The organism is Dyella sp. C11 (genome assembly GCF_003121485.1).
GTDB lineage: Bacteria > Pseudomonadota > Gammaproteobacteria > Xanthomonadales > Rhodanobacteraceae > Dyella.
In genome coordinates this window covers 80,895-101,618 of the sequence record NZ_QAVX01000010.1, presented here as the reverse complement: position 1 = coordinate 101,618, position 20,724 = coordinate 80,895, and the positions used below count along the sequence as shown (strand labels likewise).

Genomic DNA, 20,724 nt, shown 5'->3' with positions numbered 1-20,724 from the left:
GACGATGCGTGCAGGTTGGAACAAGGTTGCCCGATGGCTATGCGTGGGCGTGCTGGCTGCTTCATCGGTGGCGCATGCAGCATCGGAGCAGGCGCCGGCTCCCGAAAAACTTGTCCTGGAAGCGAAGGCGTTTGCGCCCGAATCGATCAAGGTCACGGTGTATCTGCCACCGGATTACGCGACATCGGGCAAACGCTATCCCGTGCTCTACGCCAATGACGGCCAGGACATGGAGGCGGTTGGTCTGCAGCCGACCCTGGATGCCCTGTACGCACGGCATGCCATCGCGCCGGTGATCGTGGTTGCCGTGGACATGCTGAAGGATCGCGCGTCCGGCTATGGCCTGTTCGACCGCGCCCGTCGACAGAGTGTGGTGGGCGGTTCGCGCATCGGGCCCATTGGGGCCAGGGCTTATGACTATGCCGCGTGGGTGGCGGGCGAACTCGTGCCGTATATCGACGCCCATTACCGCACGCAGCCCGATGCCAGGGGGCGTACCGTACTGGGCTGGTCGCTGGGTGCGCTCAATGCGTTCTGCCTCGGCTGGGAATACTCGGACGTCTTTGCGCAGGTCGGTGCGTTCTCGCCGTCGTTCTGGCTTGCTGCGGATCGCACTGATGCGAACACCGTGGAAAACACGCGACTGGCGCAGGCGATGGTGGACCGGGCAGGGCAACGCAAGCCGCTGCGGTTCTGGTTCGCTGTCGGCGGCCGCGAGGAGACCAACGACCGCAATCACAACGGCACCATCGATGCCGTCGAAGATGTGCAGGACTTGCTGACCGGTTTCACGGCGCCGGACGGCACGCATCGTCGTGGCCTTCGCGATCTCGGCTATCGCGTCGACATGGACTACGCGGCACATCCATCGCGCGATGACGACGTGGCTTACGAGCTTTTCCCCGATGGCGAACACAACCAGGCAACGTGGAAGCGGATGTTGCCGGTGTTTCTCGTGTGGGCTTACGGCTCGCCGTGACATCTCACGGCGGGCCCAGTCTCAGCCTGCGACAACCGCCGCGAACGGCACATGCGCCACGACGCAGTTTCGGCCCTGCGTCTTGGCGCGATAGAGCGCGGCATCCGCGCGCGCGATCAGGTCGTCGGCCGTATCGGCGGGGCCGGTAAGGCTGGAGACGCCCATGCTGATCGTGGTCTGCAAGCTGTTCCCGCGCGCGTGCACGTGCAGCGTTTCGATGGCGCGGCGAATGCGCTCGCCCACGGCCATGGCGTTGTCCAGCGTCGTGCCCGGCAACATGGCCACGAATTCCTCGCCACCGTAGCGCCCCAGGCTGTCGGTGGGCCTCAGTTCGTCGCCAATCGTTTCGGCCACGGCGCGCAGGCAGGCATCGCCGGTCTGGTGTCCATAGCGGTCATTGACGGACTTGAAGTGATCCATGTCCAGGAAGATGAGCGCCAGCGGCTGGTGCTGCAGGCGAGCGTGCAGCACGGCCTCCTGCAAGCGACGAACCAGGGCGCGCCGGTTAAGCACGCCGGTCAGCGCGTCGTGGTCTGCCAGATGATGCGCCATGTCGCGTTCGCGGCGTGCGCGTAGCGACAGGTCGGCCAGTCCAATGGTCACCACCACGCTGCAGAATGCCTGTGCAAACGGCAGTCCGTATTCCAGCCAGCGCGGCAGGTCGAGCGACAGCAGCACCTGGCTCAGCCTGAGCACGGTAAGCATGACCTGCGGAAGCCAGGCGACCAGGAAAAAACGCGCTTGTCGACCATGGCGCGTGGTGGCAAGAATCACCGTGCCAAGCGCCCACAACGACGACAGGATGAACCAGACGTTGTACGTGCTGGCCAGCAGATGCATGCGTTCGGCGAACGGAAAGCACAGCAATACCGCGATGACGGGGTAGGGCCAGCGAGCAAGGCTGAGCACGCGGGCAGGGCGCGGCGTGATGGTGCGCAACTCGCAGAATTCCAGGATGAAGGACAGCAGTAGGGGCGCACTGAGCACGGTGAACAGCCACGGTGCATGCGTACCCAGCGGGACCAGCAGCGACGCACCCGGCAATTCATACATCTCGCCGCTGATCAGCAGCTGGTTGAGCAGCTGGCAACCCGTATAGCCGATGAAGTAGAGAAGCACGCGATCGCGCAGCACCAGCCACAGGCAGAACGCCGCGAGGATCATGGTGAACTGCACGCTGGCGTAAAGCGTGACCAGGCGAACGTGCGTCAGGTCTTGCGCCTGATACGTCGCCATGTCGGTAAGGTCGGCGCGAATGCGGCGCGTGAAGCTGTCCGCGGCAATGCGCACGTAGATGGGTTGGTTCGCCTGCAGATCGTGCGGAAGTTCCAGTGCCAGGTGGTGACGGGAAAAGCGCGCCTGCTCATCCGTTTGTGCAAACCACAATTCGCGCGGGCGATAGCTTGGTGGCGCGAAGACGGTAATGCGGATGTACATGGCGCCGGTAAAGCTGAGCACCGGCGAGCTCGATTCATTCCAGTCGTGGTCGATGGAAAGGCGATACCAGCGTTGCGTTTCCACGGCGTTGGGTGTGTGCGTGGTCGGGCTGGGTGTGAAGCTGGCATCCATGCCACCGTGGATGACCTGCTCCGGCAGTGGCGCGGGCTTCAATGGCGCAAGCGCAGCCACCTGCAGCGTGGGCAGGCGGGAAGGCATGGGTGCAGCATGTGCGGTGAACGCAACGAACAACGCGCATATCCACGCGACGACCACCACGACGGGTTCGCGAAACGACATATCCCCCCTTGTCTGCCGGTCCCCTGTTACCGGCCATCGGGGGTGGTCCATCCTTCGGACGTCGCCCCGGCGCCTTTATGTATCACGTTCCCCTCGTGATATGGACTTTTTGTCAGGTCCGGGCGCCTTTTGGCCTTGCAACCCCTTTCCTGAGCGAGCCGCGGGTCGAACACAATCGCGGCAAGTCTTATGCTTGTACCCCTGCAGTATCGAGGCGTCAGCAACATGGCAAGGCGGGAAAGCGCGGAACCGGTGTCTCGTCCAGAACATCGGCGGGATACGGAAGAACTTGAGACGAGCGACTTCATCCGCCACGGCACGCCTGCCTTTCGCCGAACCAACATGGCGCTTTTCGCGGCAGGGCTGGCCACCTTCGGGTTGCTGTATTGCACGCAGCCGTTGATGCCTGAATTCAGCAGGGACTACGGCGTCAGTGCCGCGACGGCTGCGTTGTCGCTGTCGTTGACCACGGGTGTGCTCGCCTTTGCGATGCTGTTTGCCGGCGGCGTGTCCGACGCCTGGGGGCGCAAGACGGTGATGACCGCATCGCTGGTGTCCTCCGCGGTGATCGTGCTGCTTACGGCGCTGGTGCCGGACTGGCACATGTTGCTGATCTTGCGCACGCTGCTTGGCCTCACCCTGAGTGGCCTGCCCGCCGTGGCGATGACTTACCTCGGCGAAGAAATGCATCCCGATTCGATCGGGCTGGGCATGGGCCTTTACATCAGCGGCAATGCCATCGGTGGCATGGGCGGCCGACTGGTGGCCGGCGTGCTGGCGGAATTCGTGGGATGGCGCATTGGTGTTGCCACGGTGGGTGTGATCGGGCTGGTCTCGGGTCTCGTCTTCTGGCGAAGCCTGCCGCCGTCGCGCCATCACGTGCACCGGCCGTTTCATCTGGGTGCATTGATGCGCCGCTTCGGTGCGGCTCTGGGCGATGCCGGCCTGCCATGGCTGTTCGCCGAAGGCTTCCTGCTGCTCGGTGCCTTCGTCACGCTCTACAACTACATCGGTTATCGCCTGCTCGCGCCACCTTACGGGCTGAATCAGGCAGTGGTCGGCGCCATCTTCAGCGTGTATCTCATCGGAACCTTCAGCTCCGCGTGGATGGGCCACCTGGCGGGCAAGCTGGGGCGGCGCAAGGTGCTGTGGACGGCGTTCGCCCTGATGCTGCTGGGCCTGGCGCTCACGGTCACCAGGCCGCTGGTGTTGATCGTGCTCGGCATCGTGGCGGTGACGTTCGGGTTCTTTGGCGGCCACTCCATCGCCAGCAGCTGGGTGGGCCGCCGCGCGGGCAACAACAAGGCGCAGGCGTCGTCGCTTTATCTCTTCTCGTACTACATGGGTTCCAGCCTGGCGGGTGCGGCGGGCGGCCTGTTCTACGCCTCGCACGGCTGGAACGGCGTGGCGACGTTCGTCGGCGTGCTGCTGGTCGCCGGCTTGCTGATCGCGTTGCGCCTGTATCGCCTGGCGCCGCTGGTCAGTCCGGCGAAGCCGGAAACCGAACCGCCGATTCCCCAATAGGGTCCATGATGAAAATCGATTCGCTCGACCACCTCGTGCTCACCGTGGCCGATGTCACGGCAACCAGCGCGTTCTACGTGCGCGTGCTCGGCATGCAGGAAGTGACATTTGGCGAAGGCCGCAAGGCGCTGGTGTTTGGCGCGCAAAAGATCAACCTGCATCCGCACGGGAACGAATTCGATCCGAAGGCGCGACACCCCACGCCAGGTTCGGCAGACGTATGCCTGCTGACGTCATCCACGCTCGCCGAGGTGATCTCGCATCTTGAAAGGCAGGGCGTCGATATCGAGGAGGGCCCGGTCAAGCGCACGGGTGCGCGCGGGCCGATCGAGTCGGTCTATTTCCGCGACCCGGACGGCAACCTGATCGAAGTCAGTCGGTACATCGACTGACCTGCGTCGCAGGAGCGCGTTGCACGCTCCTGCGGCAGGCGAGACGCCTTACTGCGCGTCCGGCTTCAGCATGTCCTTCACGGCGTTGTAGTCACCATCGTTCTGCGCCGCCGGTACATCCAGCAGGTGCGTCATCAGCGGATAGACGTCCACGTTCGGGAACGACGGCACCTGCGCGCCTTCGCGGAAAGCGGGGCCATGCGCGATGAACAGGGCCTGCATCTGCGGCGCCTGATTGTCGTAGCCGTGGTCGCCTTGCGACTGCTTCTTTTTCTTCGCCAGGTAATCGCTGGTGGAAATGCGCCAGCCCACATCGGCCAGGCAAAGCAGCTGCGGCACGCGCGGGTTGCTGCCGTAGGCGAAGCGTTCCGGCACGCGGGTCTTGTCCCAGCACGTCATGTGTTTCTGCGGCTTTTCCAGCGAGGCTTCGATGCGGGCGAAGTCGTAGCCCGGCTTGGGGTTGAAGCCCGCGAGCACGCCGGTAGCCACTACATCCACATGCTTGATCGGGATGAGCTTGTCCACCACCACGACATTGCGTGACGGCGCCGGCGCCATGCCGTGATCGGCCAGCACGATCATGTTGATGCGGTCGAGCAGGCCGCGCTTTTTCAGGCCGTCGACCAGGCGCGCAAGAGCGGCGTCGGTGTGGGAGATGGCTTCGTTGACCTGCGGCGAATCGGGGCCGAAGTCGTGGCCGGCGTGATCCACTTCGTCAAAGTACAAGGTGATGAACTTGGGCCGCTCGGCCACCGGAAGATCCAGCCACGACAGCACCTGGTCGACGCGCTCCGTCGCCGTGACATTGCCGTCGTACGGCTTCCAGAAACGCGGATGTTCGCCGTGGATGTCGGCCTCGGAGCCGGGCCAGAACATGGTGGCGCTGGTCATGCCGTTCTTCTGCACGGTTTCCCACAGCGGCGTGCCTTCACTCCACCAGCGGCCGTTGCTCACCGCATCGCGATTGCCGAGCGAGAACTTGCCAAGCACCGGATCGCTCATCGTGTTGTTGACGATGCCATGGTGATCAGGGCGCAAGCCGGTGACGATGGTGTAGTGGTTGGGGAAGGTCAGCGACGGAAACGACGGCTGCATGCCATCGGTGGCATGCACGCCATGGTCGGCCAGCGACTGCAGCGTGGGGCTGAGGCCACGCGAGAGATAGTCGGTGCGATAGCCGTCGATGGAAATCAGCAACAGCGGCGCGGGGGCCGCCTTGATGGTTGCTGCCTTCGGTGCCGAAGGCGCGGATGACGCCGTGTTCGTGGACGTGTGCGAGGGTGTGGCACAACCTGCTGCTACCGCGATGAGCGTGCAGAGCAGCGGGCGAAACAAGATCTTCATACGCAATGGCTTAGTATCGATACAAAGGCCGTATGATCGCCCAGGCGTATGACCATTACACGTCTTTTCTTTTACGCGACGCTCGTCGCTTGCATGGCATCGCCCGTCATCGCGGGCGCGCAGAGCGTGCCTGCCAGCGCATCCAGAAGTGTAAAAGCGGATCGCGCTGTCGTTGCGACGCCCGCTTCGCAAATCCATGCGTCTTCATCGCACGACACTGCGAAGGCACCTTCGGCGTCGAAGGGCAGCAAGCCGGCGCCCGCTCGCGAGAACTACACGCTTTCGCACGGGGCGCATCGCCTCGACTCCTACCAGAACGCCGTCACGCCGCCACCGGTGGCCACGGATCGCTGATGAACCTGCGCAAGTTGCCAGCGCGCGTAGTCAGCGTGCGCGGGCGATATCTGCCGGCACGCCGAACAGATCACCTTCGTTGACCTGGCTTTCCAGCGACAGCAGGAAACGCTTGGTCGGCAAGCCTCCGCCGAAACCGGTCAAGCTGCCGTTGGCGCCGATGACGCGATGGCAGGGCAGGATGATGGGCAGCGGATTTCGTCCGTTGGCCGCACCCACCGCACGCATGGCTTGGGGGTGATCGATGCGTCGTGCGAGCTCGCCATAGCTGATGGTGGTGCCATACGGAATGCGTGCCAGCTCCCACCACACCTGTTGCTGAAACGGCGTGCCATGCGGACGCAGCGTCAGGTCGAAGTGCTGGCGTTCGCCCGCGAAGTATTCATCGAGTTGTCGCCTGGCCTCGGCCAGCGGTTCGCGTGAACGCACCCAGTTCTCGTCCGGCGTGCGCTGCTGGCGGCCGGTGGAAAACCACACTTCGCGCAGGCCTGTGTCGTCCGCCACCAGCATCAATGTGCCGATGGGGGTGGGCATGTTGTCGTACCAGAGGGTTTCGCTGGACATCACGCTGCCTTCGTGTTGGTCGGCTTGGCGGCGTCCGAGGCGCTGCGCCACAGATGCATCACGGAATACGCCCGCCACGGACGCCACGCTTCCGCCAGTGATGTCAGCGCTCTCGTCGACAGCTCCGGACCATCACCTGCCGCTGCGCGACGCAGGATCAGATCGGCGGCAGGGAAGGCATCGGGATGACTGAGCGCGCGCATCGCCATGTAGTGCGCGGTCCATTCGCCGATACCCGGAAGCGTCACCCAGCGTTCGACGAATTCATCCAGCGGTTGTTCGCTGCGGAAATCGATGCGTCCATCGAGCAGGGCCTGCGCCACGCCACGCACGGTGGCTGCACGTGCAGTGGTAAGGCCTACGGCGCGCAGGTCGGCGTCGACCAGCGCTTCCGGCCCGGGAAACAGTCGCTCAAGTCCCGGAATAGGCGATACCACCGGCGTGCCAAAGCGCTGCACGATGCGTATCGCAAGCGTGCGCGCGGCAGCCACGCTCACCTGCTGTCCAAGAATGGCGCGTACCGCGATTTCAAAACCGTCCCAGCCACCCGGCAGCCGCAACCCTGGCCGCTTGCGCAGCAACGGTCGCAACACGGGGCTTTCCTTCAGCGCATCGCCGATGGAACGCGGATTCGCATCCAGATCGAACATGCGTCGCAGCTTGCCGACCACGCCGAGCATCTGCGCCGGTTGCGGGCAATGCAGTTCCAGTCGCAACGCGTGGTCGCCTTTGGGCCATGCGCTCAGGCGCAGCCAGCCCGGCGCATCGGGTGCGCCGAACACACGCGCGTAGCTGTGCTCATCCACATGCTCCACCCCGGGCAGGGCGCGCCCACGCAGGAACGCAAGGATGGCTTCGAAATCGTAAGGCGGCCGGTAGCCGAGCCGCAGCGTGATGGCATCCGGTGTGGCTGCGCTGGGATGGCGACGCAAGTCGCGCGGCGCCATGCGGTTGGCTTGAAGGAACGCGGCATTGAAGCGGCGCAGGCTGCGAAAACCGGACGCCAGCGCCACATCCGTCACTGGCATCGTCGTTTCGGTGAGCAGCTGCTTGGCAAACAGAAGACGGCGCGTGGTGTGCACGCTGATCGGCGGCGCACCGAGGCGATCCACGAACACGCGACGCAATTGGCGTGCACCAAGGCCCACGCGTTCGGCCATGTCGTCCACGGACAGCTCATCGAAAACGCCGCTGTCCATCAGCTTCAGCGTGCGGGCAATCACGTGATCGCCGCGCTGCCACGCATCGTTGCCGGGAGCGAGTTCCGGACGGCAGCGCAGGCAGGGACGAAAACCTGCCGCTTCCGCCGCCGCCGCGCTTTCGTAGTAGCGAACGTTTTCAGGCTTCGGCGGTGGCGCCGGGCATACCGGCCGGCAATAGATGCGCGTGCTGGTGACCGCCGTGAAAAACAGCCCGTCGAAGCGGGCGTCGCGGCTCAGGCGCGCCTGCTCGCAGGTCTTGTCGTCCGGGATCAGCTGGTCGTGGATGGATGTCATGGGACAAGGCTAGCACCGCGTTCCCGGGCTGACTCGCCGTTTTCGGACATCAATACCCGTCGGGCTTTCCGTGCATGGTCGCAAGCGAGGCGAGATCGGAAGAGCATTGTGTTCGCCGCCCCGCTTCAAAGTCCGACACATCCTTCGCCGTCGCGGGGCGACCTTCATCGCCGCCATCGAACATCACGCGCCACGTTCCATCGGTGCCGCGATGCCATACGGTGCTGAACGCGATCAGCGTGTAGTGCGGGTTCGCGTTCGGCGCGAGGTTTTCGAGCAGCGCAGGTCCGCTGGACAGCACGATGTTCGGGTCGCCCGCCTGGATCACGATCGCCGGATACCAGCGTACGCGCAGGCGTTTGCCTTCGATCAAGGGTTTCCATTGCTCCACGATGGTGGCCCGGCCGCGCTGCGGATGCGGCGTGTTCGCTGCAAAAACGGCGTCGGTCTCGATGTGCTGGGCGAACGCTGCCGCGTCGTGTTGCTCCACCGCGTGGGCGAACGAGAGCTCTCGTTGCCAGACGGCGCAGCGCGGCGTATCCGGCGCGGGCGTTTGCGCATGGCTGGCCGACGCAGCGGCGGAGGCGGCGAGCAGAACCAGGGAACGCAGCATGGGCATGTCTCCGTGGCGGGGGCTCAAGCATGTCCTTGCGGCGCTGGCGCACAACAGTGCCGGAAGGCCGCCCGGCCGGGCTTTGCCGCAGTGCGGTTTGCGGGCGTCGTCGCGCCTCGCCACAATCGGGTTTTCCCCTGGCTGTGACGCTTCCCATGACCGCTCCCACCCTTATCGACACCACCCGCACCATCCGCGCGCCGCGCGGCGCTGAGCTGACCTGCAAGAGCTGGCTCACCGAAGCGCCGTACCGCATGTTGCAGAACAACCTCGACCCGGAAGTGGCCGAGAACCCGGCCGAGCTGGTTGTTTACGGCGGCATTGGTCGTGCGGCGCGCAACTGGGAATGTTTCGACGCGATCCTGCGGGCGCTGCGCGAGCTCAACGACAACGAGACGTTGCTGATCCAGTCCGGCAAGCCGGTGGGCGTGTTCCCGACCCATGCCGATGCGCCGCGCGTGTTGCTGGCCAATTCCAACCTGGTGCCGGCGTGGTCCAACTGGGAGCACTTCAACGAGCTCGATAAGAAGGGCTTGATGATGTACGGCCAGATGACGGCCGGCTCGTGGATCTACATCGGTTCGCAGGGCATCGTGCAGGGCACGTACGAGACGTTCGTGGAAATGGGGCGCCAGCACTACAACGGCAGCCTGAAGGGCAAATGGATTCTCACCGCCGGCTTGGGCGGCATGGGCGGCGCGCAGCCATTGGCGGCCACGCTGGCGGGCGCCTGTTCGCTCAATATCGAATGCCAGCAGAAGAGCATCGATTTCCGCCTGAAGACGCGTTACGTCGACGAGCAGGCCACCGACCTGGACGACGCGCTCGCACGCATTGCCAAGTACACGGCTGCCGGCGAAGCCAAGTCCATCGCGCTGCTCGGCAACGCCGCGGAAGTGCTGCCGGAACTCGTGCGTCGCGGCGTGCGCCCCGATGCCGTCACCGACCAGACCAGCGCGCACGATCCGGTCAACGGTTACCTGCCGCTGGGCTGGACGGTGGACGAGTGGTTCGAGCGTCGCAAGAGCGATCCGGCCGGCACGGCAAAGGCTGCCAAGCAGTCGATGAAGCAGCATGTGGAAGCCATGCTCGCGTTCCATGCGCAGGGCATTCCCACCTTCGACTACGGCAACAACATCCGCCAGATGGCGAAGGACGAAGGCCTGGCGAATGCCTTTGCGTTCCCGGGTTTCGTGCCCGCGTTCGTGCGTCCGCTGTTCTGCCGCGGCGTGGGTCCGTTCCGCTGGGTGGCGCTCTCGGGCGATCCGGAAGACATCTACAAGACCGACCAGAAGGTGAAGGAGCTGATCCCCGACGATCCGCACCTGCACCGCTGGCTGGACATGGCCAGGGAGCGCATCAGCTTCCAGGGCCTGCCGGCGCGCATCTGCTGGGTGGGCCTGGGGCTGCGCCACAAGCTGGGCCTGGCGTTCAACGAAATGGTGCGCAACGGTGAATTGAAGGCACCGGTGGTGATCGGTCGCGATCACCTCGATTCCGGCTCCGTTGCCAGCCCCAACCGCGAAACCGAAGCTATGCGTGATGGTTCGGATGCGGTCAGCGACTGGCCGCTGCTCAACGCCATGCTCAACGTGGCCGGCGGTGCCACGTGGGTGTCGCTGCACCACGGCGGTGGCGTGGGCATGGGTTACTCGCAGCACTCGGGCGTGGTCATCGTATGCGATGGCAGCGAAGCGGCCGACAAGCGCATCGCGCGCGTGCTGTGGAACGATCCGGGCACGGGCGTGATGCGTCATGCCGACGCCGGCTACGAGATCGCCATCGAGTGTGCGAAAGAGCAGGGGCTGAACCTGCCCATGCTGTAACGCGTGACGGAGCCTGGCGCGCTGCGCCGGGCTCCGGTTGTCCGCAGCCGGGCAGGTGGCTGCCCCGGGATTGCCACATGCCGCTGCAAGAGTGTCCGGCGGTTACCGACACGCAGGGATTCCCCATGTTTCTCCCGCAAGCACGCCGCGCACTGGGCGCGGCCGTTTTCGCCATCGCGTGCCTCGGTGCATGGCCCATGTCTTCGATGGCTGGCCCGGCAGTGCCCGGCGATTCACTTCAGCAAGCATTGGATGCACTGGCGCAACGTGCCCAGCCGGCGACGCTCGGCGTGGCGGTGCTGGACTTGTCCACGGGAGCATCCGCGCATGTGAATGCGGGCCGCGACTTTCCCATGATGAGCATGTTCAAGGCGCCGGTGGCCGCTGCGGTGTTGTCGCGCATCGATGACGGGTCGATGTCGCTGAAGCAGTCGGTAACCATCACACGCGACCAGGTGCAGGGCGGCTCGGCCATTCCTTCGGTCGGTGCGCATTTTCGCGGCGAGCGTATGACGTTCACCGTCGAACAGCTTTTGAAAGCGGCGGTGACTGAAAGCGACAACACGGCCGTCAACGCATTGATACGCGCCGTGGGTGGCGCTTCGGTAGTCACGGGTTATCTGCATGCGCACGGCATCAACGGCATGCGGGTGGACATGGACGAGGCCGGCGTGGCGCAGGTGTTCGAAGGCTTGAGGCCGGGCGAAACACCGCCTGCCTGCGAAAGTGCCGAAGCGGCGCGGCAACGTTATCGTCGGGGTTACGAGGCGTTCCTGGCCGATCCGCGCAATCGTTCCACGCCGGAAGCCGCCATCGATTTCCTGCACAAGCTGGTGAAACAGGAGTTGCTGTCACCCGCTTCAACGCAACGCCTGCTGGCGATGATGGCGGCGCAAACCATTCCCAACCGGCTTCGCGCGGGGCTTCCTGCGAATGTCCGTTTCGCCGACAAGACCGGTACTTCGGCGTCGTTCGAGGATCGCCGTGGCGCATTCAACGACATCGGCATCATCACCTGGCCCAACGGACACACGGTGCTGGTCGCGGCCTTCCTGATGGACTCGCCCATGACGGACAAGGCGCGCGACGCGCTGTTTGCCGACCTTGCGCGTAACGTGGTGAGCCATACGCAGCCCTGATCCCCGGTCGGGCCGTTGGTGGTGCCGCACGCCCGCGGCGCGCATCATGTCGCCACATCCCACGAGGAGTGCGACATGCCGGTCGAACTGAAGATGTTGGGTTGGTCGACAGTACTGGGCCTGGTTTACCTGTGCTTTGCCGCGGTGCTGATGACTGGACAGCGAGGCATGGCCTGGAATGCCAGCAACCGCGACGGCGCGTGTACACCGCTGACGGGCATGGCCGCGCGCGCCGAGCGTGCCCAGCGGAATTTCCTGGAAACGTTTGCCTTCTTCGCTGCCGCGGTACTTGCCGTATTGGTGGGGCAGTGCACCAACAGCACCACCGCGCTCGGAGCGGAGCTGTATTTCTGGGCTCGCCTGGTCTACCTGCCGGTCTACGCGATCGGCATTCCCTATGTGCGCACGCTGGTGTGGATGGCGTCGGTGGCCGGTTTGATCATGGTGTTGTCCGGCCTCATCGGCGCCCACTGAGCCGGTTTCAAACTCCTGGGCGGGCAGGTTGCCATGGCTCGCGTGGACGTCCATTTGTCCTGTCCTGATGAGGAGCGGGCCTGGCCCGGGGCGTCAAAAGTCCGACGTCCGCCAATATTTTGTCGCCATTTTTATGGCAGGCAGGCCCGCCGGGAACGTCATATAACTTTTGTTTTCTTCAGTCATGTCAATGCCTTGTGCCCGTCTTCGCGAACGGGTCTGAGGCGGAGCGTTCGCAAGGCATCTCCAGCGTGACCACACTGCAGGTCCGGCGCAGCGTGCGCCGGACCGCCGGCAGGGTCCGGCGGAATTCCCTGATTGACTGGAGAAACTGCATGAACACCAACACTGTACGCACCGGCTCGCTGACCGAACTGTCCAGCTACCCGAAATGGGCACGTGACATGATCGAGGCCTGCGAACCCGCCCGCCGGAGCGTCCGCGATCACGTGATGTGGGACATGATGGCCGATGGCAGCATCGACCTCTCCACCATGCGCAACTTCATGGTGGGCACGTGGTCGCTGATCGAGCAATTCCCCTCCTTCATGGCGTTGAATTTGCTCAAGACGCGTTATGGACGCAGTGCCGGCGACAACATGGCCCGGCGCTGGCTGGTACGTAACATTCGTGTCGAGCAGAACCACGCGGAGTACTGGCTGGACTGGGCCGAGGGTGCAGGCGTGTCACGTGAAGAAATCATCGACGGCATGCCACCGCGCGGTACGCAGACGGCGGCGGAGTGGTGCCACGACGTGTGCGGCCGCGACACGCTGGCCGCCGGCATCGCTGCCACCAACTACGCCATCGAAGGCGTCACGGGCGAATGGTCCCAGAAGGTGTTTGACAGCGTGGCCTATGCCAACAGCCTGCCGGCGACTGGCCGCAAGTCGACCCTTCGGTGGCTTCAGCTTCACGCCGCCTATGACGATACTCATCCCTGGGAGGCGCTGGAGATCGTTTGTACCCTTATGGGTAGCCAGCCGGCCCCGGAGGAAGTGGAGCATGTGCGCGAGTGCATCGAACGCAGCTACGTGAGCCTGCACTACGGCCTCGAGCGCTGCCTGATGCGCCACCCGGTCGGCGAAATGGAAGAGCAGGCCGCGTAAAGGAGGTCTTGTCGTCGACACGGTGACGGGACGCGATGTAGCTTTATGGAGTGGTCGTGTAAAAGGACGCCATGGATTTGATCCGTAGCACCTCGCCAAGACCGCTGTCCCGACGCTTGAGGCCACTGGCCTATGGGCTGGTGGCTGTCATCGGCTTGATTCTCATGCTTACCTGGGGAGCCCTCCAGGTCCAGGTCACTCTCGCCGGTTTTCTCAACGGCGAGAGTGTCTGGAGCAAGGCCCAGAAGCAGGCGGTGGTCGACCTGCTCGGCTATGCGCAGACCGGCGACCCCGCACGCTTGGCCGCTTACCGCAAAAACTACGAGCTGCTTCGTTCCGACGGCTGGGCGCGCGACGCCATTGCCTCGGGTCATTACGACAGCGGCCAGATTCACCAGGCCTTTCAGCGCGGCAAGATCCTGTCGCAGGCCGAACCCGGCATGATCTTCATGCTGCGCTGCTGCACGGCGGCACCCCACATGGGCGAAGCCGTGAAGCTGTGGCGCGAGGCGGACCGTCCGCTGACCCAGCTCGACGGCGTGGCCACCGAGCTGCGCGATGCCTACGGCCGCGGCCAGCCCGATCGCCCATGGCTGCAATGGCAACTGGACCGCATCAACGGCCTCAATTCCGAGCTGGAACCGCTGACCAACGGCTTCTCGCTGGAAGTGGCGCAGGGCGCCATCTGGCTGGGCAAGGTGCTGTTTGCCGCCGTATTCCTGACGGCGTTCGTGGCTTCGCTGATCTGGTTGCGCATGGCGCAACGCATCCTGACCAGCATCCGTGGCACGGAAGAACGCTACAGCCTGCTGTTCAATAGCGCCGCCGACGCCATTCTCATGGTGGACGAGGAAAGCGGTCGCATCCTTGAGGCCAACCGCACCGCCGCGCGCTGGATCGGTCGCGAACTGGACGACCTCACCGGCAAGGAAATCGCGGATTTCTTCGCGCCGTTGCTGCATCGCGCCGATGGCGCCGTTACCGGCGAACTGCGCGGGCCAGGCGACGAGCTGCGTCCCGTCGAAATGCGCAGCAGCGTCACGCATTGGGGTACGCGCAGCGTGCGCCAGTCGATCCTGCGCGACATCACTGAACGCGTGAACCTGGAACAGCAGCGACGCATTGCTTCCGAAGCGCTGGCCGGCATTGCCGAAGGCGTGATCATTGCCGACGCCGAGCGACGCGTGACGCGCGTGAACGCTGCGCACATCCGCATGACCGGCTTCACCGTGCAGGCCTTGCAGGGCGTGCGCTTCGACGACCTGCGCAACATGGCCGACGGATCGCCATTGCCTGCGTCTGTGTGGGACGTGATCGAGGCGGAGGGCAACTGGGTCGGCGAAGTGCGCAGCCGGCGCCTGGATGGCACCAGTTATCCCGAGCTGTTGAGCATCAGTGCCATCCGCAACCCGGAAGGCCTGGTGCAGCACTACGTGGCCGTCATCAACAACATCAGCGCGGCCAAGGCGAACGAGCAGCGCCTGCAATACATGGCCGCGCACGACACGCTGACCGGCCTGGCCAACCGCGCCGAGTTCGAGCGTCGCTGCGTGCAGGCCGTGACGGTCGCCGAGCGCGAGCGCGGCATGGCGGCGGTAATCTTCATCGACCTGGACGCGTTCAAGGCGGTGAACGACAGCTACACGCACGCCATCGGCGATCACCTGCTGGTGAAGGTGGCCGAGCGTATCGCCTACGAACTGGGCGACCACGGCGTGGCGGGGCGCATCGGCGGCGACGAATTCACCGTGCTGGTGCCGGACCTGCATTCGCGCGAACAGGCCAGCGCGCTGGCCGGCCGGTTGCTCACCACGTTGTCGGCACCGTTTGCCGTGGGTGATTACGAACTGGCGCTCAGCGCGAGCATCGGCATTGCCTGTTTTCCGCTGGACGGCACCGATGTGCCCACCCTCATCACCAATGCCGACGCGGCCATGTACGCGGCCAAGACGGAAGAGCGCAACGCGTTCCGCTTCTACTCGCCGCGCATGCAGGCGGATGCACGTCGCCGCATTGCGCTCGCGTCCGAACTGCGCAAGGCGCTGGCCGAGTCCGAGTTCCGCCTGATGTACCAGCCCACCATCGAAATGCGCACCGGTCGCATCGTGGCGGTGGAAGCGCTGCTGCGCTGGCATCACCCGCTGCGCGGACTGATTTCGCCGGGCGAGTTCATTCCCATGGCGGAAAAGCTGGGTCTGATCCGCCGCATCGACCAGTGGGTGCTCAATGCTGCGTGCGAGCAGATGTCCTTGTGGGACAAGGCGGGCCTGCCGCCGTTGCGCATGGCGGTGAACGTGTCCGCCAACTGGTTCGGGCAGGCCAACTTCGTCGACGAGATACGCGCGCTGCTGGAATCACGCCGCCTGGCGCCGGAACGCCTGATGCTGGAAATCACCGAAGGCGCCATCCTGCGCCTGGGCGAGGAAATGGAGCGCGTGCTGCACGCATTGCACGCGCTGGGCGTGGGTGTGGCCATCGACGATTTCGGCACCGGCTATTCGTCGATGAGCTACCTGAAATTGCGCGCCATCGACTATCTGAAGATCGACCAGAGCTTTGTCGCCGGCCTGCCCGAAGACAGCAGCGACGGCGCCATCGTGGAAGCCATGCTTACGCTGTGCCGCCGACTGGACATCAGCCCGATTGCCGAAGGCATCGAAACGGAAGAACAACACCGCTTCCTGTTGCGCGCCGGTTGCACCGAAGCGCAGGGTTTCCTCTATTCGCGACCCGTGGAGCCGGAAGTCATCGCGCAGCTGATCGCACCCGATCGCCGCCAGAACTCCCACTTGCGGCTGGTGCCTCCCGAGGCTTCCTAGCGGGTGCCTTCGAGGTGTGGCGCACCGCATGCAACACGGTGCGCCACAGGGGCGATCAACGGGCTCGCAACAACCTCATGCCAGCCTGCGGCTGGCTGATTCCTCGTACCGATAGCGCACCGCACGATTCGCGCCAGCCGTGATGGTCGGCCTCGCACGCATCGATGATTCGCCCGTCCCTGCATGCCGTCCCTGATGTGTTGCATGCAGAGTCACACGCCGCCGTCCGTGGACAACGTGGTTGTCACCTAAGCGGGTCGAAAGTGCGGGTGGCGCGGTGCCGTGCGGGTGCCGTGTCAGGTTCGCCCTATGCGAACTGTCGGGGATGAAAGCGAGGTAGCCGTCTTGCAGGAAAGACGCGCGTGCGCGTGCCGTATGATCCGGCGTAGCCATGATCAACTCCTTGTTAGTTGTTGATGGTCAGCGGGTCGTATGGGGTTCCAGCCCATGCGACCCGCGCTACTCACAGCATTGCTGCTGGCCGCTCGCAAACCCCGTCCGAAGACCCTGCGAGCAGCACGACCACCATAACAAGCTTGCGACCACGACTATGTAGGGTTTCGTGCAGCATTCCTTGTGGAAATGCATACACACGAAGTCATCGCAGGCATGTCGCTCAGTGCAGCGTCACGCTTACCACTTCGCGATCGGGCTGATACAGCGTCGGGAACTGCTGCTTGAGGTGCACCACCTTCGGTGCATCGTTGATCACGATGTAAGGCTCGTCAGGATGACGCTTGGCGTAGTCCTGGTGATAGGACTCGGCCGGGTAGAAACCCTTGAGCGGCACCACCTGCGTCACGATGGGATCGGCAAACGCGTGCGCGGCGCTCAGTTGCGCGATGTACGCGGTGGCGATGCGCTTCTGGTCGTCGTTGCCGTAGAAGATCACACCGCGGTATTGCGTGCCCGCATCGGGGCCCTGGCGATTGAGCTGGGTGGGGTCGGTGGCGACGGAGAAGTACACCTTCAGCAACTGGCCATAGCTGACCTTGGTGGGGTCGTAGACGATCTTCACGGACTCGGCATGGCCGGTGTCGCCGTCGCTGACGCGATCGTAATCGGCCGTGCGGGCGTCGCCGCCGGAATAACCGGCCCATACTTTCTTTACGCCCTTCACGTGCTCGAACACGTCCTGCAAGCCCCAGAAACAGCCGCCAGCCAGCACGGCAACCTGGTCGCCCTGAGGCAGTGCGGCGTCCACGGTGGGGTCGGGAAGCGGGGCGCCGTCGTTGCCGGCGCTGGCGAGTGTGCAGGCGCCCAGGCCCGTCATGAGCATGGCGCTGGCGATAAGGGCAGGGAATAGCTTGAAGCGGCGGATGCGCATACGGAAACGCTCCATCGGTAGGGTGACCTGGCCACCACGGTGTGGCGGCTTCTGCCTATGTATTCGCCGCCGGGCTGCGTGGGGTTACCTCCATCCTGCCAGCCGGCGCGGGGCCGCGCGCGAAGGCCGCGGCAAGGCGGTGTTATGGTTCGGCCTTCCGGGCCGGGGGCTTTGCCATGTCACACACGCTCGATCTCGACGGTTACCTGCAGCGCATCGGTTTCGTCGGCGACCCCAGGGCCGACGTGGCGACGCTGCGGGCACTGGCCGTGGCCCATATTGCGGCCATTCCGTTCGAAAACCTGGACCCGCTGACGGGCACGCCGGTATCGCTGGATCTGGCGGCCATCGAAAACAAGCTGGTGAAGAACCATCGCGGCGGTTACTGCTTCGAGCAGAACGGCTTGTTCCTCGCTGTGCTCAGGGCCATCGGTTTCGATGTGACGGGGCTTATTGCCCGCGTGTTGTGGAACCAGCCGGAAGACGCGGAATCGGCACAGACGCACATGCTGCTGCGCGTGGAAGTGGGGGGCGAAAGCTGGCTGGCCGATGTGGGGTTTGGCAGCATGGCGCTGGGTGGCGCATTGCGCCTGGTCGTGGACGAAGCGCAGCCCACGTCATTGGAACCGTTTCGTCTTGTCTCGGATGGTGTGCAATGGCGTACGCAGGCGCTGGTGCGCGACGAGTGGCGCACGCTCTACCGGTTTCGCCTTCAGCCCGCTGAAGCGATCGATTACGTGGTCGGCAACCACTTCACCTCGACCTATCCCGAATCCCATTTCCGTCACGGACTGATCGTGGCGCGAACGCTGGCGGATCGACGCATGGGCCTGCGCAATCGGGAATTCGTAGTGCATACGCTGGGGGAGGAGTCCGTGCGCCGCACCTTGCAGCACACGGACGAGATCAAGCGCGTGATCGAAGAACAGTTCGGCATCCGGCTGCCAGCATCGTCCTTGCTGGATGCCAAGCTCGACGCGTTGCCGATGCCTGAAACGAGCTGATCAGTCCAGCCCGCGCACGTGGATGACAAAGTCTTCCAGTTGCACCACCTGGCCGACGTGGATCTTGCAGGTCTTGCGCAGCTCCTGTTCGCCATCGACGTAGACGATGCCGCTGGCCACGATGGCCTTGCCTGCGCCGCCGCTGTCGCACAACCCCACCAGCTTCAGCAGCTGATTGAGTTCCACGTATTCGCGGTCCAGTTCGATTTCCAGTTCTTGCATGTCGGTATGGGTGCTCAGGCTTCAGTGTCGTCGAAGGCGCTTTCGGGCAGCGCGATGAATACGAAAAACGGGGCGTCGGCTTCCTGCCAGTAGTCCACGGCTTCTTCCAGGATGTCGAGCAGCGTGTCGAAGTCGTCTTCGTTGCGCTCGCGCATGTCTTCGGCGCGGTCGAACAGCAGGATGTAGCCGCTGGCTTTCAGCCACGAAAGGTCGCGCATGCTGTCGGCCAGCGCATCCCAGTTGCGGCCGAAGTCGGCCGGCAGTTGCAGCGCCTGGGTCAGGCGGTCGAACAGCGCTTCGTGGTCGGTGTAGTCGGCAAGGCTGACGCGGCACACGCGCAGGCCCTGCATGCCGGCGGCTTCCGCCAACGGTTCGAGGTCTTCGCTGGTGACGAAGAAAATGCCGCCATCGTCGGCAGCGCCGAAGTCGAGATCAAATTGCGCGCTCATCGGGATACCTCGAAGGAACGGAACGTACGGTAGTGGTCATCGGTGTAGTAATAGATCTGCGGCGGCGTACCACCGGTAATGATGCGGCGTGCGCCACGGTAGTCGAGCCCCGGCGTATCCACCGTGTACTCGTGGTAGTAGCCCTCGGGCTTGGCCGGCAGGCGGCCTTCGCGATTCTGGAACACCACGCCGTCTTGGCGATGTTCGAATGGTCCGCCGCTGGCGATGCGACGCAGGATATCCGCGGCTTCGGGCGGCAGGAACGAAGGCAGGGTGCCCGCATCCGCCGTGCGCGGCGTTGAAATTCCGGGTGCCGTGGCAGCGGGCCCTGGTGTGGGTTCCGAGGTATGCCGCCCCCACAAGAACGCGGCGACGGCCAGCACGACCAGCAGAAGAACAGGTTTGAGTGCACGCATCGCGAATGCCTCGCCAAAGTGTTGCGAGTTTAGGGCTTCGGCAGCGCGCTGGCACGCCAGCGTCAGCCGGCGTCGTCGACCCGCTGCTGCAACGCCATGGCAGCGGCGGGATTGCGTTCCTTGGCGCTGCTGATGAAGTAGATGAAGACGTCGCGTGGCGATGCGGTTTTCAGCGTGGGCGCCACGTGCGGCAGTTCCGGCAGATCGTTACCGTCGGCCCAGGCGCGGGCGCGCGTCGTCCACGCAGCCAGGTCGTCCGGTGCGTAGCCGCTTTCGATGTGCGATTCGCTGCGCATCAGTCGCGCGTACGCGAAATCGCCGGTCAGGTCGGCCAGCGAGGGGTACTGCGGCGAATCGGTGAATACGGTCGGAATGCGGTAGGAGCGCGCAAGCTCCACGTAGCCTTCGTCGAGAAAGCTGCGGTGTCGCACTTCCAAAACATGGCGCATGGGCTGGCCATTGAGTTCGCGCGGCAGCAGATCGAGGAACGCAGCCAGGTCGTTGGCATCGAACACGCGCGATGGCGTGAACTGCCACAGCACCGGCCCCAGCCGATCGCCGAATTCAGCCAGGCCGCCAAACACGAAACCATCGATGCCGCGGCCTGCATCGGCCAGGCGCTTGGTCTCGGTGACATAGCGCGGTGCCTTCAGCGAGAACACGAAGCCGTCCGGCGTTTCGGACGCCCATTTCGCGTAGGTTGCCGGTTTCTGCGCACCGTAGTAAGTGCCATTGATCTCGATGGCGCGCAGGTGGCGGCTCGCGTATTCCAGCTCGCGTCGCTGCACCAGGCCGGACGGATAGAAGTTGTTGCGCCACGGCGCGAAATTCCAGCCGCCAATGCCCACGCGTACACGTGATGCCGGACCTTGGGCAGGGGCGGACGAGAACAGGTCGCTGGGCATGGGGAAGGCCTCGCAAAAGGACCGGCATGAT

Annotated in this window: 20 protein-coding genes; 10 read left to right on the top strand and 10 right to left on the bottom strand. The window is 64.4% G+C overall.

Annotated elements, in window-relative coordinates:
* Window positions 1-4 precede the first annotated feature (4 nt).
* Window positions 5-979: an alpha/beta hydrolase-fold protein gene (locus tag DK366_RS11520; protein WP_109125698.1), complete on the top strand. Its 975-nt coding sequence runs from the start codon at window positions 5-7 to the stop codon at window positions 977-979.
* Window positions 980-1,000: 21 nt separating this feature from the next.
* Here DK366_RS11520 and DK366_RS11515 read toward each other — a convergent pair whose 3' ends face one another.
* Window positions 1,001-2,716 carry a GGDEF domain-containing protein gene (locus tag DK366_RS11515; protein ID WP_198651519.1) on the bottom strand — a complete coding sequence of 572 codons (1,716 nt, stop codon included), beginning with the start codon at window positions 2,714-2,716 and terminating at the stop codon, window positions 1,001-1,003.
* 342 nt (window positions 2,717-3,058) lie between these two features.
* On the opposite strand from DK366_RS11515, the gene DK366_RS11510 reads away from it, so the two are divergent.
* The gene (locus tag DK366_RS11510; RefSeq protein ID WP_109125696.1) at window positions 3,059-4,240 is read left to right on the top strand and encodes an MFS transporter; all 1,182 of its coding nucleotides are present in this window, start codon (window positions 3,059-3,061) and stop codon (window positions 4,238-4,240) included.
* Between the two features lie 8 nt (window positions 4,241-4,248).
* Complete coding sequence (locus DK366_RS11505) at window positions 4,249-4,632, top strand: VOC family protein (RefSeq protein ID WP_109125752.1); 384 nt, start codon at window positions 4,249-4,251, stop codon at window positions 4,630-4,632.
* 48 nt (window positions 4,633-4,680) lie between these two features.
* Here the strand turns inward: DK366_RS11505 and DK366_RS11500 are convergent, their stop codons facing one another.
* Complete coding sequence (locus tag DK366_RS11500; protein WP_109125695.1) at window positions 4,681-5,976, bottom strand: ectonucleotide pyrophosphatase/phosphodiesterase; 1,296 nt, start codon at window positions 5,974-5,976, stop codon at window positions 4,681-4,683.
* Between the two features lie 93 nt (window positions 5,977-6,069).
* Between DK366_RS11500 and DK366_RS11495 the strand changes: the two genes are divergently transcribed.
* Window positions 6,070-6,330, top strand: coding sequence for a hypothetical protein (locus tag DK366_RS11495; protein ID WP_157956506.1), 261 nt, complete (start codon window positions 6,070-6,072; stop codon window positions 6,328-6,330).
* 30 nt (window positions 6,331-6,360) lie between these two features.
* On the opposite strand, the gene DK366_RS11490 is transcribed toward DK366_RS11495, so the two are convergent.
* The 3 genes from DK366_RS11490 to DK366_RS11480 are packed head-to-tail and all read right to left on the bottom strand — an operon-like array spanning window position 6,361 to window position 9,003.
* Window positions 6,361-6,894, bottom strand: a complete 534-nt coding sequence (locus DK366_RS11490) for a methylated-DNA--[protein]-cysteine S-methyltransferase (RefSeq protein ID WP_109125751.1) — start codon at window positions 6,892-6,894, stop codon at window positions 6,361-6,363.
* Window positions 6,894-8,390, bottom strand: a complete 1,497-nt coding sequence (locus DK366_RS11485) for a DNA-3-methyladenine glycosylase 2 (RefSeq protein WP_109125693.1) — start codon at window positions 8,388-8,390, stop codon at window positions 6,894-6,896. The genes DK366_RS11490 and DK366_RS11485 overlap by 1 nt, the downstream gene beginning before the upstream one ends.
* Window positions 8,391-8,439: 49 nt before the next feature.
* Complete coding sequence (locus tag DK366_RS11480) at window positions 8,440-9,003, bottom strand: DUF4440 domain-containing protein (protein ID WP_232821014.1); 564 nt, start codon at window positions 9,001-9,003, stop codon at window positions 8,440-8,442.
* Window positions 9,004-9,158: 155 nt separating this feature from the next.
* On the opposite strand from DK366_RS11480, the gene hutU reads away from it, so the two are divergent.
* From hutU to DK366_RS11455, 5 genes are all read left to right on the top strand, one after another.
* Window positions 9,159-10,829 carry a urocanate hydratase gene (hutU, locus tag DK366_RS11475; RefSeq protein WP_109125691.1) on the top strand — a complete coding sequence of 557 codons (1,671 nt, stop codon included), beginning with the start codon at window positions 9,159-9,161 and terminating at the stop codon, window positions 10,827-10,829.
* A gap of 77 nt (window positions 10,830-10,906) precedes the next feature.
* Complete coding sequence (bla, locus tag DK366_RS11470) at window positions 10,907-11,968, top strand: class A beta-lactamase (RefSeq protein ID WP_232821013.1); 1,062 nt, start codon at window positions 10,907-10,909, stop codon at window positions 11,966-11,968.
* Window positions 11,969-12,043: 75 nt separating this feature from the next.
* Complete coding sequence (locus tag DK366_RS11465; protein ID WP_109125690.1) at window positions 12,044-12,442, top strand: MAPEG family protein; 399 nt, start codon at window positions 12,044-12,046, stop codon at window positions 12,440-12,442.
* Between the two features lie 335 nt (window positions 12,443-12,777).
* Entirely contained in the window at window positions 12,778-13,551 is a 774-nt protein-coding gene (locus DK366_RS11460) for an iron-containing redox enzyme family protein (protein WP_109125689.1), read from the top strand.
* A gap of 71 nt (window positions 13,552-13,622) precedes the next feature.
* The gene (locus DK366_RS11455) at window positions 13,623-16,370 is read left to right on the top strand and encodes an EAL domain-containing protein (RefSeq protein ID WP_232821012.1); all 2,748 of its coding nucleotides are present in this window, start codon (window positions 13,623-13,625) and stop codon (window positions 16,368-16,370) included.
* Between the two features lie 616 nt (window positions 16,371-16,986).
* On the opposite strand, the gene msrA is transcribed toward DK366_RS11455, so the two are convergent.
* Entirely contained in the window at window positions 16,987-17,697 is a 711-nt protein-coding gene (gene msrA, locus DK366_RS11450; RefSeq protein WP_232821011.1) for a peptide-methionine (S)-S-oxide reductase MsrA, read from the bottom strand.
* Window positions 17,698-17,873: 176 nt separating this feature from the next.
* Here msrA and DK366_RS11445 point away from each other — a divergent pair, with 176 nt between their 5' ends.
* Window positions 17,874-18,701: an arylamine N-acetyltransferase gene (locus DK366_RS11445; RefSeq protein ID WP_109125687.1), complete on the top strand. Its 828-nt coding sequence runs from the start codon at window positions 17,874-17,876 to the stop codon at window positions 18,699-18,701.
* Here the strand turns inward: DK366_RS11445 and DK366_RS11440 are convergent, their stop codons facing one another.
* From DK366_RS11440 to DK366_RS11425, 4 genes are all read right to left on the bottom strand, one after another.
* Entirely contained in the window at window positions 18,702-18,923 is a 222-nt protein-coding gene (locus tag DK366_RS11440) for an RNA-binding S4 domain-containing protein (RefSeq protein WP_109125686.1), read from the bottom strand.
* A 14-nt stretch (window positions 18,924-18,937) separates the two neighbouring features.
* Window positions 18,938-19,372, bottom strand: a complete 435-nt coding sequence (locus DK366_RS11435) for a barstar family protein (protein WP_109125685.1) — start codon at window positions 19,370-19,372, stop codon at window positions 18,938-18,940.
* Window positions 19,369-19,788, bottom strand: coding sequence for a ribonuclease domain-containing protein (locus DK366_RS11430; protein ID WP_109125684.1), 420 nt, complete (start codon window positions 19,786-19,788; stop codon window positions 19,369-19,371). The genes DK366_RS11435 and DK366_RS11430 overlap by 4 nt, the downstream gene beginning before the upstream one ends.
* Before the next feature lie 62 nt (window positions 19,789-19,850).
* Window positions 19,851-20,693 (bottom strand): DUF72 domain-containing protein, encoded by an 843-nt coding sequence (locus DK366_RS11425; RefSeq protein ID WP_109125683.1) that lies wholly within the window; start codon window positions 20,691-20,693, stop codon window positions 19,851-19,853.
* Window positions 20,694-20,724 lie beyond the last annotated feature (31 nt).

What these genes read in the sequence shown, in the direction of transcription:
- hutU (WP_109125691.1), top strand. Translation starts at nt 9,159, where the DNA reads ATGACCGCTCCCACCCTTATCGACACCACCCGCACCATCCGCGCGCCG.
- DK366_RS11500 (WP_109125695.1), bottom strand. Translation starts at nt 5,976, where the DNA reads ATGAAGATCTTGTTTCGCCCGCTGCTCTGCACGCTCATCGCGGTAGCA.
- DK366_RS11490 (WP_109125751.1), bottom strand. Translation starts at nt 6,894, where the DNA reads ATGTCCAGCGAAACCCTCTGGTACGACAACATGCCCACCCCCATCGGC.
- DK366_RS11480 (WP_232821014.1), bottom strand. Translation starts at nt 9,003, where the DNA reads ATGCTGCGTTCCCTGGTTCTGCTCGCCGCCTCCGCCGCTGCGTCGGCC.
- DK366_RS11485 (WP_109125693.1), bottom strand. Translation starts at nt 8,390, where the DNA reads ATGACATCCATCCACGACCAGCTGATCCCGGACGACAAGACCTGCGAG.
- DK366_RS11505 (WP_109125752.1), top strand. Translation starts at nt 4,249, where the DNA reads ATGAAAATCGATTCGCTCGACCACCTCGTGCTCACCGTGGCCGATGTC.
- msrA (WP_232821011.1), bottom strand. Translation starts at nt 17,697, where the DNA reads ATGCGCATCCGCCGCTTCAAGCTATTCCCTGCCCTTATCGCCAGCGCC.
- DK366_RS11495 (WP_157956506.1), top strand. Translation starts at nt 6,070, where the DNA reads ATGGCATCGCCCGTCATCGCGGGCGCGCAGAGCGTGCCTGCCAGCGCA.
- DK366_RS11510 (WP_109125696.1), top strand. Translation starts at nt 3,059, where the DNA reads ATGGCGCTTTTCGCGGCAGGGCTGGCCACCTTCGGGTTGCTGTATTGC.
- bla (WP_232821013.1), top strand. Translation starts at nt 10,907, where the DNA reads ATGCCGCTGCAAGAGTGTCCGGCGGTTACCGACACGCAGGGATTCCCC.
- DK366_RS11440 (WP_109125686.1), bottom strand. Translation starts at nt 18,923, where the DNA reads ATGCAAGAACTGGAAATCGAACTGGACCGCGAATACGTGGAACTCAAT.
- DK366_RS11520 (WP_109125698.1), top strand. Translation starts at nt 5, where the DNA reads ATGCGTGCAGGTTGGAACAAGGTTGCCCGATGGCTATGCGTGGGCGTG.
- DK366_RS11445 (WP_109125687.1), top strand. Translation starts at nt 17,874, where the DNA reads ATGTCACACACGCTCGATCTCGACGGTTACCTGCAGCGCATCGGTTTC.
- DK366_RS11515 (WP_198651519.1), bottom strand. Translation starts at nt 2,716, where the DNA reads ATGTCGTTTCGCGAACCCGTCGTGGTGGTCGTCGCGTGGATATGCGCG.
- DK366_RS11425 (WP_109125683.1), bottom strand. Translation starts at nt 20,693, where the DNA reads ATGCCCAGCGACCTGTTCTCGTCCGCCCCTGCCCAAGGTCCGGCATCA.
- DK366_RS11460 (WP_109125689.1), top strand. Translation starts at nt 12,778, where the DNA reads ATGAACACCAACACTGTACGCACCGGCTCGCTGACCGAACTGTCCAGC.
- DK366_RS11430 (WP_109125684.1), bottom strand. Translation starts at nt 19,788, where the DNA reads ATGCGTGCACTCAAACCTGTTCTTCTGCTGGTCGTGCTGGCCGTCGCC.
- DK366_RS11465 (WP_109125690.1), top strand. Translation starts at nt 12,044, where the DNA reads ATGCCGGTCGAACTGAAGATGTTGGGTTGGTCGACAGTACTGGGCCTG.
- DK366_RS11455 (WP_232821012.1), top strand. Translation starts at nt 13,623, where the DNA reads ATGGATTTGATCCGTAGCACCTCGCCAAGACCGCTGTCCCGACGCTTG.
- DK366_RS11435 (WP_109125685.1), bottom strand. Translation starts at nt 19,372, where the DNA reads ATGAGCGCGCAATTTGATCTCGACTTCGGCGCTGCCGACGATGGCGGC.